Source organism: Flavobacterium pectinovorum, assembly GCF_900142715.1.
Lineage (GTDB): Bacteria > Bacteroidota > Bacteroidia > Flavobacteriales > Flavobacteriaceae > Flavobacterium > Flavobacterium pectinovorum.
Genome location: NZ_FRBX01000004.1, coordinates 117020 through 132923, shown reverse-complemented (window position 1 = coordinate 132923; position 15904 = coordinate 117020). Strand labels below are relative to the sequence as shown.

General features: G+C 34.1%; 14 protein-coding genes. 10 read left to right on the top strand and 4 right to left on the bottom strand.

Annotated elements, in window-relative coordinates:
• Window positions 1-16: 16 nt before the first annotated feature.
• The 3 genes from BUE22_RS14215 to BUE22_RS14205 form a co-directional block, all read right to left on the bottom strand.
• Window positions 17-673 (bottom strand): hypothetical protein, encoded by a 657-nt coding sequence (locus tag BUE22_RS14215; RefSeq protein ID WP_042565835.1) that lies wholly within the window; start codon window positions 671-673, stop codon window positions 17-19.
• A gap of 521 nt (window positions 674-1194) precedes the next feature.
• Window positions 1195-1944 carry a copper chaperone gene (locus BUE22_RS14210; RefSeq protein WP_073395691.1) on the bottom strand — a complete coding sequence of 250 codons (750 nt, stop codon included), beginning with the start codon at window positions 1942-1944 and terminating at the stop codon, window positions 1195-1197.
• Between the two features lie 14 nt (window positions 1945-1958).
• The gene (locus tag BUE22_RS14205; RefSeq protein ID WP_084540262.1) at window positions 1959-3821 is read right to left on the bottom strand and encodes a tyrosinase family protein; all 1863 of its coding nucleotides are present in this window, start codon (window positions 3819-3821) and stop codon (window positions 1959-1961) included.
• A gap of 331 nt (window positions 3822-4152) precedes the next feature.
• Here BUE22_RS14205 and BUE22_RS14200 point away from each other — a divergent pair, with 331 nt between their 5' ends.
• The 6 genes from BUE22_RS14200 to BUE22_RS14175 all read left to right on the top strand — a co-directional run bounded on the left by BUE22_RS14200 (window position 4153) and on the right by BUE22_RS14175 (window position 8252).
• Window positions 4153-4656: a GbsR/MarR family transcriptional regulator gene (locus tag BUE22_RS14200; protein ID WP_073395689.1), complete on the top strand. Its 504-nt coding sequence runs from the start codon at window positions 4153-4155 to the stop codon at window positions 4654-4656.
• 53 nt (window positions 4657-4709) lie between these two features.
• Window positions 4710-5795: a YqjF family protein gene (locus BUE22_RS14195; protein ID WP_317043537.1), complete on the top strand. Its 1086-nt coding sequence runs from the start codon at window positions 4710-4712 to the stop codon at window positions 5793-5795.
• An 18-nt stretch (window positions 5796-5813) separates the two neighbouring features.
• A complete protein-coding gene (locus tag BUE22_RS14190; RefSeq protein ID WP_073395686.1) occupies window positions 5814-6161 on the top strand; it encodes a hypothetical protein in 348 nt (115 codons plus the stop codon).
• An 18-nt stretch (window positions 6162-6179) separates the two neighbouring features.
• On the top strand, window positions 6180-6566 hold the full coding sequence (locus BUE22_RS14185; RefSeq protein ID WP_042565831.1) for a hypothetical protein: 387 nt from the start codon (window positions 6180-6182) through the stop codon (window positions 6564-6566).
• Between the two features lie 123 nt (window positions 6567-6689).
• Window positions 6690-7601: a TIGR01777 family oxidoreductase gene (locus BUE22_RS14180; RefSeq protein ID WP_073396696.1), complete on the top strand. Its 912-nt coding sequence runs from the start codon at window positions 6690-6692 to the stop codon at window positions 7599-7601.
• A gap of 201 nt (window positions 7602-7802) precedes the next feature.
• Window positions 7803-8252, top strand: coding sequence for an SRPBCC family protein (locus BUE22_RS14175; protein ID WP_073395683.1), 450 nt, complete (start codon window positions 7803-7805; stop codon window positions 8250-8252).
• Between the two features lie 275 nt (window positions 8253-8527).
• On the opposite strand, the gene BUE22_RS14170 is transcribed toward BUE22_RS14175, so the two are convergent.
• Entirely contained in the window at window positions 8528-9334 is an 807-nt protein-coding gene (locus tag BUE22_RS14170) for a UbiA prenyltransferase family protein (RefSeq protein WP_073395680.1), read from the bottom strand.
• Window positions 9335-9552: 218 nt separating this feature from the next.
• On the opposite strand from BUE22_RS14170, the gene gcvP reads away from it, so the two are divergent.
• The 4 genes from gcvP (at window position 9553) to BUE22_RS14150 (ending at window position 15844) form a co-directional block, all read left to right on the top strand.
• On the top strand, window positions 9553-12402 hold the full coding sequence (gene gcvP, locus BUE22_RS14165; RefSeq protein WP_073395677.1) for an aminomethyl-transferring glycine dehydrogenase: 2850 nt from the start codon (window positions 9553-9555) through the stop codon (window positions 12400-12402).
• Between the two features lie 555 nt (window positions 12403-12957).
• Window positions 12958-14019 carry a 3-oxoacyl-ACP synthase III family protein gene (locus BUE22_RS14160; protein WP_042565827.1) on the top strand — a complete coding sequence of 354 codons (1062 nt, stop codon included), beginning with the start codon at window positions 12958-12960 and terminating at the stop codon, window positions 14017-14019.
• 315 nt (window positions 14020-14334) lie between these two features.
• A complete protein-coding gene (locus BUE22_RS14155; RefSeq protein WP_073395674.1) occupies window positions 14335-14862 on the top strand; it encodes a methyltransferase in 528 nt (175 codons plus the stop codon).
• A 133-nt stretch (window positions 14863-14995) separates the two neighbouring features.
• Complete coding sequence (locus BUE22_RS14150; protein ID WP_073396693.1) at window positions 14996-15844, top strand: glycosyltransferase family 2 protein; 849 nt, start codon at window positions 14996-14998, stop codon at window positions 15842-15844.
• The last annotated feature ends 60 nt before the right edge of the window (window positions 15845-15904 follow it).

Genomic DNA, 15904 nt, shown 5'->3' with positions numbered 1-15904 from the left:
ATGATTAATATTTGGTTTAATTAAAAGGTCCAAACTGACGTAAGAAAATTGCCGGTTCATTTGGATCTAAACAAGTTAAATCACCCATCGTTACTGTTTTTCCGTCCTGGTTTTTTCCGGTAATAATGATGTTTTTTGCTCCTGCCGATAAGTTTCCGAAACGTTTACCGCCTTTTACTTCAACTCCCATTTCGTGAGGTGTACCGGTTCTTGTTGCAATAACATTTCCGGAACCACTTTCAATAAGCAATATTTGCCCAATTGCCGGCGGTGGAAATAACTGACTTACTGTAATATCCGTAAGCGGACCAAGTGTAATATAAGGAGGCACACTTCCTACGCTATTTGCTTCAGAGTTTGGCTGATTAAGTGTAATAGTTCTTCCAAATTCCGGCTGATTGCTTGCGTTTGTGCAATACATCCACGGAGTCGTAAAAGGAGTTCCGTCTTCTGTTTCGCCCATTGCTACATATCTTTGGTGAATGCCCAGCTTAGGTTTTTCGGTGACATTAAGGTCAAGATTATAGAATACAGACATAATAAGTGTTCCAACAGCATAAGTTCCGCTGGCTCCTTCGATAACCGGAAGAATTACAGGTCCAACTCCTCCTCCATGCCATTCGACATAAGGATATACATTAACATTTTTAACTTTTACAGGTATTGGTTGCATAACAATTAGTTTTAGTCCTACTCATTTGGCTTTTCAGATCCGCCTTCGCATTTTACTGTGCGAAACAGTTCGTTTTTTAAGTGGTTTCTGCTCCACTTTCTAAATTTTGTTGTTTCCTTATAATTTGTCTTTCTCATCTAACAAACTTTTATAAATCATATCAACTGATTAAGATTTTCTTATGAGAGATCAATTAGAAACAAATCCTGAAAACAAATGGTGTTATTTTTTATTTTCTGTAGTAAAATTATGTCAGAAATAAAGCCTGGAATAAAAAAATGATATAAGAGGGGGATTATTATGTATGAGAGCCTTAAAAATTAATACGAATCGTTTTTTCATCATAAAATACTCATTATCAGCATTTAAAAACCAAATACAGAAAACAAAGTTCAGTGAATACCAATAGAATAGCCCCCATGAACTAATACATCTAATTTTAATATAAAAAGGAGTATTAGTTCTCGAAGGAAATTCTAATTGAAGTAATAATGTGGATTCTGGGTTTAGGCTCTATAATATCAAAAGGTCATCAATTTGATTTTTGTTTGCACAACAATGATTCTTAATAATTTCATACGAGGAATAAAGAGCCACTTAGGGAATCTTGGATATTCCAGGTGTTCACTAATCATAATAAAAGTTACAACTAGCATCGCTAAATTGTGCCCTTTGGGTAAAAGCATAGGAAATAGCATCAATGCCCATCCAGAACCAATGCACCAAACACCGTGGGTAAGTCCAAAAAACAATGAATCCCTAAAGGCCTTCCATCCAAAGGCTGACAGAATTCGATGATCATGACCGAGGTTTAAAAAACGCTGCTTTATTGGCGAAATCTCCCATACTAATGCAATGACAAACAATCCAAATGCAGGCATATAAGACATGGGTAGTAAAAGGTTAACTCCCATTATTATTTCTATCATAAAAACACCAACAACCATCCATACTAATATATAGCCAAACACAAATAATAAAGAACACAAGAAACGATAGCGTTTGAAGCTCTGTTGGTAAATAAACTGAATGGGCAGAATTAATTTAGGAAGCATCATTGCAACCACCATAAGCCCCCAACCAATTAATTGCGCAGAAAAAAGCTTCATCTCAAGCAACATCTGAAATGATGTTGCAGAGGGACATGAAGCAAATACATGACAGTATTTCATTGCCATAATATGTCCAGGGTTTACCAAAAGTAATGTCCAGACAAAAATGCTGATAAATACTAAATTAATTGCAATACGCTTGTTTTGTGAAAGTTTCATATGTCTTTTTTGACTTATTGCCCTGAACGGTAAATTCCTATTCGCTCTACTGTGATTTCATCACCATCGAGAGGGGCATCTTTACTCTTTATTTGAACATCTAGTGAATTAATATCAATAGCACTCTCAAGATGTAATTCGTCAACAATACTTGTGATATTGAATTTAAAAGTAAGTCCTGCACCGCCATGAGCAGTATTTTTCAGAGATGCACCAAGGAGTCCAAAAAGAGAAACAGACTTAATAAATGTATTATTTACATAAACTGAAAGAAAATTGGAGTCAGCGCCTCCTTTTACACCTTCTAACTGAAGATACACCTCATCGGGGATATTAGAGACAGAAGCTTTTAAAAGACTATTCTTTACTGATTTCCATGCCGTTTTATCCAATTGAACAGTAGCTTTGGTTTCTTTATCCTTTAATGTAATTGAACCACTACTTGCTCCAACTAATTCATTATTTTGTTTACTAGCCATCTTAATTCCTGTTTCTAAATTTATCGCACTCAGTTTATTTAATCTAAGAGATAAGTTCTCTTTCAAAAAACCCGGTTGAATTGTGTCATAAGAAGTTAAAGAGAGATCGCTATATGTATAAGAATAATAAGATCCGTTATACTTCAAATTATTTGTCGTTTGAACATCTGCAGGTGTGTAATACCAGGCAGTACCCTGTGCATCCAAAGGCATAGCAAATTGTGAATTGCCATTAGCAGTTGGTCCGGCCAGCCAATTTACATCCGAAGGATTGTTATTTTGTCCTGTTACATTCCAGGCATCCCACATACGGTCAATATTAGAATGATGCAAGAAAAATATAGGATCGAGCCCTGCTGTTGCCGGCACGCCCATCAAACCTATTTGTCCCGCAGCATTTTGTCCACCTACCATACCATGAACGAAATTATGAGGATTCTGCTCAAGATCTCCGGTTTCTGAACCGCTATGTGAAAATCCGGTTTCTCCGCCACCATAAAAATAGCCATTTAAATCACCTGCTCCAAGTTTTGCAGGGGCAGCTCCTTCACTGTAAATGGTATCCCATTGACATTGATCATTTGCTGAATTCTCTCCATTACCTACTTGTACATTAGGTCCATAACGCTCAGGTACGTACAAAGGATTTGGGGTGTTATCCGGTAAAACAGTAAGTGTAAATGCCGGAGGGATATGAGATTCAATATAGACAGTAGATTGGTTTAGATAATTCCAATAGGGCAATGCCCAGTCCGAAGGGCCATTTAATTGAGATATAATGGTACGAAGAATATTTTCTAATGCTACCAAATAACCTCTGTGCCAAGGAGGGAAAAACCAGGTACCATGCTGACATTGATCCCAAAAAATAGTTGTTAATGCATTGGATGGAACCACACTTAAATTTGCAGCTGCTCCTATGTAGTTAACATTCTTCCAGTTTAGATATTGGTATGGCTTTGGATATAAAGATCCTGGCAATAGTAATTCACCATGAATTGCAGCATAAAACCACCAGCTGGTAGGATCGCTTATTGGGCGGGATTGCATTACCTTAACAGCTTTTGCATACCAATAAAGGTCGGTATAATTGCCAGACTTATCTATAAATTGCCCACCGTTGTTGTCATCCCATGCATTTTTTCTTAAATAAACTAGTTGTTTCCAAGTTGTCCCATTATCCCAATTTATATCAGAATTGTTATTTGACAGCGTACCTGTTTTATTTCCTCCATCATCCGTAAAGTTTACGGTAATTACTGATGGATTAGAAGCGTTTAGAGTACCTTGAAAGGGGCCGCGTCCGTTGCCGTAAGCTACACTAATGCTAGTTTTAGATCCGGTAATTGTGATTAACACATTTTGTTGATCTACCCATTTTCCAATAAATGAATTCATATCTTAATGATTTAATTATTTGTCTTACTCATAAGGCTTTTCAGATGACACCTTCGCATTTTACTGAGCGAAACAGTTCGTTTTTTAAGTGGGTTCTGCTCCACGACTTGATTATTTATTAATAATGAGGATATTAAAAAATAATTTTAAAAATTTATACCCAAAGCTATTTTAGAACTACAGATTTAATTAGGAAAATGTTACAGAAAGAAGATTCTTTGTCATAAAACACAAAAAACAATACATAAGACTATTCTTAAAAAATAATATGTTTTGAAAATAAGTTTCATTTATTTTTGAAAGTTTAAAAACTTTTGTTTACATTTGTTCTATGGAATTCAAAGAAGCAAAAAATAAGTTTGTACAAACCTGGGGAGCGTTAGGTTCTCAGTGGGGAATTAATAAAACCATGGCGCAAATCCATGCTTTATTAATGGTCTCGAATGAAGCTGTTTCGATGGAAGATATTATGGAGGAATTGCAAATTTCGCGCGGAAATGCCAGCATGAACCTAAGAGCTTTAATGGATTGGGGAATTGTTTATAAAGAATACAAAGCGGGAGAAAGAAGAGAGTTTTTTACTGCCGAAAAAGATCTGGACGAATTGGCCGTAAAAATTTCGAGAGAAAGAAGCAAAAGAGAAATCAAACCTGCTCTTAAAATTTTAAAGGAAGTTTCGACAATTGAATCAAACAATTCTGCAGAAGAAAAACACTTTGTTGATCAAACTTCTAAATTATACGATTTTGTTTTAAAAGCAGATAATATGTTAGATAAAATAACAGAGTTCAACGAAAACTGGTTAGGACGTTTGGTTCTAAAAATCATGAAGTAAAAAAATTTAAATAAAACTTTCATTTTTTTCTGAAAGTTCAAAACAAACACAAGATGACAACTTTTACCAATTTACACAAAATCAACAAAATATTTTATTTCACAACTCTTGGACTTTATCTTTTAGTCTATTTTGGAATGCTCTTTCAAATCGTCTTAGGGATTGTACAAATAACAATCGGAATTATTTTACTCACAAAAATGAAGGAACTCAGCAAAGAAAAAAAGAGAAAAATTCGACTTTACTGGATTTTGGTTGTGATTGATTTTTTTCTGATCCTTACCAATTCTGCATTAGGAAATGATTTCGAAAATCTTATTAGTTTTTTTCTGTTTCCAATGGTAATAGCAACTTACTTCTACTTTTTGACAGCCAATATTACTTCTGATTCATTTCTACATGCAGAATGGAAAAACTTAGCTCTTTTGAATTATGAAGTTGATCCTAAAATCTTAGAAAAATATATTCCTGCAGGAACTGAAATCGATATCTGGAACAACAAATGTTATGTAAGTCTGGTTGGGTTTATGTTTAAAAACACAAAAGTTCTGGGCGTAAAAATTCCGTTTCATGTCAATTTTGAAGAAGTCAATTTAAGATTTTACGTAAAACGTTTTGAAAACGGCGAATGGAAACGCGGCGTAGTTTTCATCAAAGAAATTGTTCCAAAAAAAGCGATTACATTCATTGCAAATACTTTGTATCAGGAACATTATGAAACTCAGAAAATGAAACATGAAATTGTTGAAGATGATAATACGCAAACTTTTATCTATCAATGGAAAAATAAGGAACAATGGAATACAATTCAGTTAGAAACGGAAAAGAATCCAATAGAAATTGAAATCGGTTCTGAAGCTGAATTTATTACAGAACATTATTTTGGATATACTAAAATTGATAACGAAACCACTTTCGAGTATGAAGTTCAACACCCGGGATGGGAACAATTTAAAGTTCTAAAACATAAAGTTGATATTGATTTTCAGGAAAATTATGGTCATGACTTTGAGTTTTTAGAAACTGCAATTCCAACTTCCGTTTTTCTTGCAAAAGGATCTGCCATTGAAGTAAAAAACAAACGCAAATTGGAAATTGCATACCTTTTGACACAACGCGGCTTAAATTATGAATATTAACCCAAAAAAATAATCGTCATGAATTTCAACATCATTGGATATTTTATCTATCTCGGCATTACGATTTTCATTATTCTAAGAGTTGGTAAAATCTGTTACAGAAACGGAAACATTTACGTCGCAGAACTGATCCCGAACCATGCTGATATCTGCCAAAAAATTAATCAGGTTTTACTTTTAGGCTATTATCTTTTAAATATCGGTTACTGTGCAATGACGCTTATTTCCTGGCAAAAAATTTCATCTTCGACGCAATTAATTGAAACCATCGGAACAAAAACAGCAATTATAATTTTCATCATTTCGATATTGCATTATCTCAATATCATTATTCTAACCAAGTACATTCACAAATTAATTAAATAATACCTTAAATTAAATATCATGGAAACTACAAAAATCTTAATCGGTTACGGACTTTATTTACCAATCGCTTTATTTCTTACTTATTATGTTTCTAAAACTCTTTTTAAAAACGGAAAAATATTTATGCTGGACATTTTTAAAGGCCGCGAAGATATTGCAGAAGCCACCAACAAACTTTTTGAAACCGGATTTTATCTTTTAAATATTGGTTTCGCTTTAATGATTCTGGAAATGCAATTAAGCAACAACAGTTATCAGGAATTGATCGAAAGATTAAGCTATAAAATTGGCGGATTTTCTATTTATTTGGGAGTAATGTTGTTCTTCAATTTGTATTTCTTCTTTAGAGGAAAAAGAAAAGCCAAAGAAGCGCAACAAGAAGAAAGATTGGTTTTTAAAGCGTAATTATCATTAAAAAGTTCGCCACGAATTTCACGAATTTTCACAAATTAACTTTTAGCACTAAAATTGCACATTTTAAAAATTAGTGTAATTCGTGCAATTCGTGGCAAAAAAAACATACTCAAAATGAACAAACTTATAATCGCAGCCGGAACAGGATTTTTAGGACAGGTTTTAGTCCATAAATTCAAAGATAAATTTGATGAAATTGTAATTCTGACCAGAGGAAAATCTAAAACAATTGACGGAATTAAATATATAAACTGGAACGCAAAGAGTTTTTCCGGCTGGGAAAACGAACTCGAAAATGCAACCGTTCTAATTAATCTTGCAGGAAAATCTGTTGATTGCCGTTATACGAAAGAAAACAAAAAAGAGATTTTATGGTCAAGAATTCAAAGCACAAGAATTTTAAACAAAGCGGTTTTAAATTGTACTAATCCGCCAAAACACTGGCTGAATTCATCAACTTCTACTATTTATAGATTTTCTCTTGACAAACAAATGGATGAGGTTGATGGCGAAATTGGAAATGATTTTTCTATTAATGTTGCGCTTTCATGGGAAAAAGCATTTTTTAAAATCGAAACGCCAAATACTTTAAAAACAGCTTTGCGAACTTCGATTGTTTTAGGTAAAAATGGCGGTGCTTTTATTCCGTTAAAAACTTTGGCAAAAACAGGTTTTGGAGGCAAACAAGGAAAAGGAAACCAGTTTGTGAGTTGGATTCACGAAGAAGATTTTGCCAATGCAATTGAATTTGTCATTCAAAAAGAAATGACCGGAATTGTGAATGTTGTCTCTCCGGAACCAGTTCGTAATGCTGATTTTATGCAGAAACTTAGAAAAGCAGTTGGTTTTCCATTCGGAATTCCGTTGAATACTTTCTTGTTAGAAATTGGTTCATTCATTATTCGTACTCAACCGGAGTTGGTTTTGAAAAGCAGAAATGTGATTCCGAAACGACTTTTGGATAATGACTTTAAATTTAAGTTTGGAGATATTGATGAAGCTTTTGAAGATTTGTTACGCAAATAATTTATTATTTTCTGATAGCTCCAGCGGAGCGTAATATTTATAGAAAACATAAAAATGCATCGTTCTTTTAAGCTCCAGCGGAGCGATATATTTGCTTTCTGATTATTCCTTAACATTCCACCTCGCTGGGGTTCAAAAACCTTTTTTTCATTGTTCTATAAACATAACGTCCCGCTGGGACTTGAAATAAGCTGATTAATTATGACAACAATAAACCTCACAACAAAAATAAAAGCACCAAAACAAATCGTTTTTGATGCTTCACGAAATATCGATATTCATCAGAAATCTGCGAGTAAAACAAGTGAAAAAGCAATTGCAGGCGTAACTTCTGGATTAATAAATTTTGACGAAACTGTAACCTGGCGTGGTAAACATTTCGGTTTTTATCTCACACATAAAAGTCGAATTACCGCAATGACATTTAATGATTATTTTGTCGATGAAATGGAAAAAGGCAAATTCAAATCTTTCAAGCATCAACATTTTTTTGAAGAAGTAAATGGTTTTACAATTATGAAAGATAAATTGGAATATGAAACGCCTTTCGGAATTTTTGGAGAATTATTTGATATTTTATTTCTCGAAAAACATATGACGCAGTTTCTTTTGGAAAGAAATAAAGTTCTAAAAGATGTTTCTGAAAAATAGCATAATTTAAATAAAGAATATAATATTTGGCTAAAGCCACTTTTATTCTATCATTTTTACCTCCAGCTAAAGCTGGAGGCAATTCAAATAAATCATCTAAAATTTTCTTTAAAAAATGAATTTTCTCGCTTTACGGTTTGCGTGAGGGATAGAAGTGGAAAGCCCACAGCCTGACGGAGGAAGTGCGAGGACTTGCAGCGGATAGCCCGACCCGGAGGGACACGCCCAAAATATTATTATTTAGAATCCGATGTTGAACGCATCGGATTTTTTATTTACAGAAACACTATCATCAGCCACCAAAAAATGGGTACGCTTTCGACCCAAAAAGAAGTATAATATTTTGATCGATTTGTATTGGCGAATAGAATAAACAACATCAAAGTAAGAACCATTACAAGATTGATAATAAGATCATGAAGTGTAAAACTTAAAATTCCTAAAACCCAAAACGGAACTAATAATGAAAAGCCTAAAATTTTTGTACGCTTAACGCCAATTGTCTGCGGAACGGTTTGCAAATGCGGATCATCATTGGCTAAATCTAAAATCTCGAAAACCAGAATCAGCACAAAAACCAAGACAAAACGCTGAATGCATTTAATGAAAAAGTTACCTGTAAAAGGAATTTCGGCATTTATATAAGGTAAAACCAGCGTTGCTCCTACCCAACAAAGTGCCACAATGTAAATTTTTACACCGGTCCAGTTTCTGGCATTTTTACGATTTGGAAAAAACGGAAGTGTGTAGAGTGCAGTTATAGCAAATATTCCAAAGGAGACTATTTGGGTAATTCTTTTTAACTGAAAAAAATAATAGCCAACTAAAATCAGAGAAACAAAACTCAAAACTGCTATAATTTTTAACTGATTTCCGATTGGTTTTTTTTTCACCCGAACCAACGCATCATATTTAACAAAATTATACCCCACAATTGTTCCAAAAAAAACGAACAAAGCCATTTGTTCATCATATTGAATATGAAAGAAATAAAATGTTATATGAACTAATGCATAACACGACAAAGCCACATGAATACTACTATGGAGGTAAAAATCGAATATTTGTTTCAACACTTTCATTCCTTAAATCTAATCAATTATTAACAAATCAACTCTTTAGTTAGAAATTTCATAAAAATTGAAGTTAAAAATACCTATTAAATTATTAATAATACTTAATTTTGCGCCACAAAAAACAACACATTTACTATAAAATGTAATAAACCTTGTGTATACTGCTTAAATTGAAGTTTACGCTTTGTTAATTGCATTGCCTTTAAAAAAATAGATAGCTACAAATGAGAACAGATGCTTTTGCTTTAAGACACATTGGCCCAAGAGAAACAGATCTTCAACACATGTTAAAGACTATTGGAGTGGAATCGATTGAACAACTTGTTTATGAAACTCTTCCGGATGACATTCGTTTAAAAGCGCCTTTGAATTTAGATCCTGCAATGACGGAGTACGAATTCGCAAATCACATTCAGGAATTAGGAAAGAAAAATAAGGTATTCAAATCGTATATTGGTTTGGGTTATCACCCAACTATTGTTCCTGCGCCAATTCAAAGAAATATCTTCGAAAATCCAGGATGGTATACAGCTTACACACCTTATCAGGCAGAAATTGCTCAAGGTCGTCTTGAAGCTATTTTAAACTTCCAGACTACGGTTATTGAATTAACAGGAATGGAAATTGCAAACGCATCTTTATTAGATGAAGGAACTGCAGCTGCCGAAGCTATGGCTTTGTTATTTGACGTTCGTACACGTGACCAAAAGAAAAACAATACAAACAAATTCTTCGTTTCTGAAGAAATTTTACCACAAACTTTATCTATACTTCAAACACGTTCAACTCCTATTGGAATTGAATTAGTTGTTGGAAACCACGAAACGTTTGATTTTTCAAATGAGTTCTTCGGAGCCATTTTACAATATCCGGGAAAATATGGTCAGGTAAACGATTATAGTGCTTTTGTTGCTAAAGCAAAAGAAAATGAAATCAAAGTTGCCTTTGCTGCAGATATTTTATCACTAGCTGCTTTAACTTCTCCGGGAGAAATGGGAGCTGCTGTAGTGGTTGGAACTACACAACGTTTTGGTGTACCAATGGGTTATGGTGGTCCACACGCTGCTTTTTTTGCAACTAAAGACGAATACAAACGATCTATGCCAGGTCGTATTATTGGGGTTTCTATTGATGTTAATGGAAATCGCGCTTTACGTATGGCTTTAGGAACTCGTGAGCAGCACATTAAACGTGAAAAAGCAACTTCAAATATTTGTACAGCTCAGGTTTTATTAGCCGTTATGGCCGGAATGTATGCTGTTTACCACGGTCCAAAAGGATTACAATATATTGCAGGTAAAGTTCACGCATCGGCAGTTACTGCTGCTGAAGCGTTAAATAAATTAGGCGTTTACCAGACTAATACGGCTTACTTTGATACTATTTTGGTAAAAGCTGATGCTCAAAAAGTAAAAGCGATTGCTGAGAAAAATGAAGTAAATTTCTTTTATGTTGATGCTGATACAATTTCGATCTCATTCAACGAAACAACTTCAATTGCCGACATCAATCAAATTATTGCGATTTTTGCTGAGGCTTTAGGAAAAGAAAGTTTTACTGTTTCTGAATTAACTGCTTCAAGTCAATTACCGGCTTCATTAGAAAGAACGTCATCTTTCTTAACGCATGATGTATTCAACAATCATCATTCAGAAAGTCAGATCATGCGTTACATCAAAAAGTTAGAGCGTAAAGATTTATCATTGAATCATTCGATGATTTCATTAGGTTCTTGTACAATGAAACTAAACGCAGCTTCAGAAATGTTGCCTTTATCGATGCCAAACTGGAACAGCATTCACCCTTTTGCACCAGTTGAGCAAGCTGAAGGTTATATCACAATGCTTAAAAAATTAGAAGAGCAATTGAATGTAATTACCGGATTTGCCGGAACAACATTACAGCCTAACTCAGGAGCTCAGGGAGAATATGCTGGTTTAATGGCTATTCGTGCTTACCATTTGTCAAGAAACGAAGGTCACCGTAATGTATGTTTAATCCCTTCATCGGCACACGGAACAAATCCTGCTTCTGCAGCGATGGCCGGAATGAAAATTATCGTTACTAAAACTACTCCGGAAGGAAATATTGACGTAGAAGATTTAAGAGAAAAAGCGATTGAGCATAAAGATGATTTATCTTGTTTAATGGTAACGTATCCTTCTACTCACGGAGTTTTCGAATCTTCAATTATCGAAATCACAAAATTAATCCACGACAATGGCGGATTAGTATATATGGATGGTGCTAATATGAATGCTCAGGTTGGTTTAACAAACCCGGCTACAATTGGCGCTGACGTTTGTCACTTAAACTTACACAAAACATTCGCTATTCCTCACGGTGGAGGTGGACCTGGAGTTGGACCAATTTGTGTGAACGAAAAATTAGTACCTTTTTTACCAACAAACCCAATCTTAAAAGTTGGTGGCGAACAAGCTATTACAGCAATTTCATCTGCACCTTACGGATCAGCTTTAGTTTGTTTAATTTCTTACGGTTACATCACAATGATGGGTGCTGAAGGATTAAAAAGTGCTACAGAACATGCTATTTTAAATGCTAACTACATGAAAGCCCGTTTCGAAGGACACTATCCAATTCTTTATACAGGAGAATGCGGAAGAGCAGCTCACGAAATGATTTTAGATTGTCGTTCGTTTAAAGAAAACGGAATCGAAGTTGGCGATATCGCAAAACGTTTAATGGATTACGGTTTCCACGCACCAACGGTTTCTTTCCCTGTAGCTGGAACTTTAATGATCGAACCAACTGAATCTGAAGATTTAGCAGAGTTAGATCGTTTTTGTGATGCGCTTATTTCAATCAGAAAAGAGATTGAAGCTTCAACAGCCGATGATAAAAACAATGTATTGAAAAATGCACCTCACACATTGGCAATGTTAACTACTGATTCTTGGGATTTTCCTTATACTAGAGAAAAAGCAGCTTACCCATTAGAGTATATTGCTGAAAATAAATTCTGGCCATCTGTTCGTCGTGTAGACGATGCTTACGGCGACAGAAATTTAATCTGCAGCTGTGCTCCTATTGAAGCTTATATGGAAAACTAAGAAATAAGTTTTCTTTTATTATAAATTCCAAACCCGACAGATTTTAAAAATCTTTCGGGTTTATTTTTTGTTTCAGGTTTAAGGTTTCAAGTTATTTGAACCTGAAACTTTCTAAACAATTATAAGTTGGGCGTGCCTCCATCCCGATGAGAGGGCAAATATACTTGGTGTGCATACGCCCTCTCATCGGGGTGCTGTCGGGCTATCCGGGCTACTTCGGTAGCTTCCTTCTATCCCTCACGCGACTCGTTTTCAAAACCACTTTAATACTTCAAAGCAAAACAGGACTTTCTATTTTAACACTTTTAAAACCTTCAGTTTCATTTATAACAAAATCAAAATGACTTTAAGAATTCTACGAAATAAAAATAAGTTCTCAAACAATTCGCAAACGTTTGAAATCTCGATAAAACCACAAAATCATTAGAAAATAAACAATATATCCATAAAAAAAATTACTATTTCATAATTATATGCATGCATAGTATTTTTTATGATAGTTATCATAAATTTATTTATAATTTAGCAATAAATTTATCGGATAATTAAGGAATAATGAAAATAAAAATAATTGGTATAGGAAGTTACATTCCTAATAAAGAAGTTAAGAATACTGACTTTGATAAACATATTTTTTTAAATGAAGACGGAACTCCTTTTGGATACCCGAATGAAGTTGTAATTAAAAAATTTAAAGGCATTACCGGAATCGAAAACCGTCGTTATGCCGAAGATCATCATACTTCATCTGATTTAGCTTTTTTTGCTGCTGAAAGAGCACTTGAAAATGCTAATATAGATCGTGAAACTTTAGATTACATCATTTTTGCCCATAATTTTGGCGACGTAAAAACAGGTACACATCAAACTGATATTTTACCAAGTTTGGCCACTCGTGTAAAAAACAAACTGGATATAAAAAACCCTAAATGTGTGGCTTATGACATTCTTTTTGGATGCCCAGGCTGGATCGAAGGTGTTTTGCAAGCCAATGCATTTATTAAATCCGGAATGGCAAAAAGAGTTTTGGTCATTGGAGCTGAAACTTTATCAAGAGTTGTAGACGATCACGATCGTGATTCTATGATTTATTCTGATGGTGCCGGTGCTTCTATTTTAGAGGCTTCTGAAGATGACGAAACTGGTTTACTATCTTACGAAAGTGCTACTTATGCTAATGATGAAGCTAATTTCCTTTACTTCGGAAAATCATATAATCCAGATTTAGATCCGGATATAAAATACATTAAAATGTACGGTCGTAAAATCTACGAGTTTGCATTAATTCAGGTTCCTTGCGCAATGAAAAGCTGTTTAGACAAAAGCGGAATTGGAATCGATGAGGTAAAAAAAATCCTGATACATCAGGCAAATGAAAAAATGGACGAAGCTATTGTCGATCGTTTTTATAAACTGTACGACAAAACTGCACCTAAAGATATTATGCCAATGAGTATTCATGATTTAGGAAACTCAAGCGTAGCAACCGTACCAACTTTGTATGATCTTTTGATACAAGGAAAATTAGAAAATCACGAAATTAATAAAGGCGATGTTGTCATTTTTGCTTCCGTTGGAGCCGGAATGAACGTTAATGCCTTTGTTTACCGATATTAATTAAGTTATATAATAAGTCCCAGTGGGACGTCACATTTATAGAACAAATAATTCATTTTGGGAAAAGCTCCATCGGAGCGATATTTTGGCAAGTGCAAAACATATCGCTCCGATGGAGCTCTAAAAATCCATTACCTAATTATCTATAAAGATTACGTTTCTACGAAGCTATTAGTAAATCACATAAAGTATAAAATTATAGTCCGCATTTGAAAACATATTTTAAATGCGGACTTTTGATTTTCATCCTAATTAAAAAATACAAAAAAGAAGATAACTTTGTATATTTGCGCCTTTGCCGATAAAAAATAAAAAATGTACGAAAAAACGTTTCCCAATAAAAGATTCAAACTTACTTTAGAATTTTTACAAAAACATGTCAAGACATCAGAAACCATTTTTGATTTTGGCGTACCCAATCCATTCTCTAAAATAATGGAAGAAAATGGTTATACCGTAAAAAATACAAAAGGCGAAGATTTAGATAACGATCAAAGGGCGCTACAAACAGAAGAATATACTGTTTTTACGGCATTTGAAATTTTCGAACATTTATTAAATCCATACACTATTTTACAAAACGTAAAATGTGACAAATTGCTAATTTCGATTCCGTTACGTTTATGGTTTTCTCCGGCATATCGTTCAAAAACAGATATGTGGGACAGACATTATCATGAATTTGAAGACTGGCAATTAGACTGGCTTTTAGAAAAAACAGGCTGGAAAATAACCGATCGCCAAAAATTTACACATCCGGTAAAAAAGTTTGGTTTTAGACCACTTTTAAGATATTTCACTCCGAGATATTATATTGTTGTTGCCGAGAAAATAAAAGCCTAACGGCAAATTCCAAAAAATAAATTCCAAATTCCAATTTTAACCTTATCGGTAAGATTGGAATTTGGAATTTTAGAAAGTTGGATTTATTCTCAGCAATTGGAATTTGGGATTTAAAAAAAAATTGGAATTTAAAATGAAATATTACATCGTTATTCCCGCGCACAACGAACAGGATTTAATTGGCCTGACCTTACAATCTTTGGTTTCGCAAACTGTTTTGCCTTCTAAAATTGTGGTTGTAAACGACAATTCAACAGATAAAACAGAAGAAATCGTGTTGGGTTTTGCAAAAGAAAATCCGTTTATTTCTGTGGTTAATAAAACTTCAGATGCGATTCACATGCCGGGAAGTAAAGTAATTCAGGCTTTTCAGAAAGGTTTTGAAACATTGGATTCAGAATATGATATTATTGTAAAAATAGACGGCGATTTAATTTTTCCTTCCAATTATTTCGAAACCATAATCAATCATTTCCAATCTGATCCAAAAATTGGAATGGTGGGCGGATTTTGTTACATTGAAAAAAATGGTGACTGGGTTTTAGAAAACCTAACCGATAAAGATCATATTCGCGGCGCATTAAAAGCCTACAGAAAAGAAACTTTCCAGCAAATTGGAGGTTTAAAACCCGCTATGGGCTGGGACACCGTAGACGAATTACTTTGTAAATACTATGACTGGAAAATAGTTACAGACACTTCTTTACATGTAAAACATCTTAAACCTACTGGCGCAAATTACAATAAAACAGCACGTTATAAACAGGGTGAAGCTTTTTACACCTTGGGATACGGTTTTTGGATTACCGCAATTGCTTCGGCAAAACTGGCGATGATGAAGAAAAAACCATTCTTGTTTTTCGATTATATCACAGGATTCTGGAAAGCAAAAAAAGCAAAAACACCTTTATTAGTTACACCCGAACAGGCTAAATTTATAAGAAAATATCGTTTTGAGAAAATGAAACAAAAGTTAATTTGATTCGAAAAACAACCGAAAATCGGTAACTCATAACCCAAAACTCATAACTTATTTTTACCT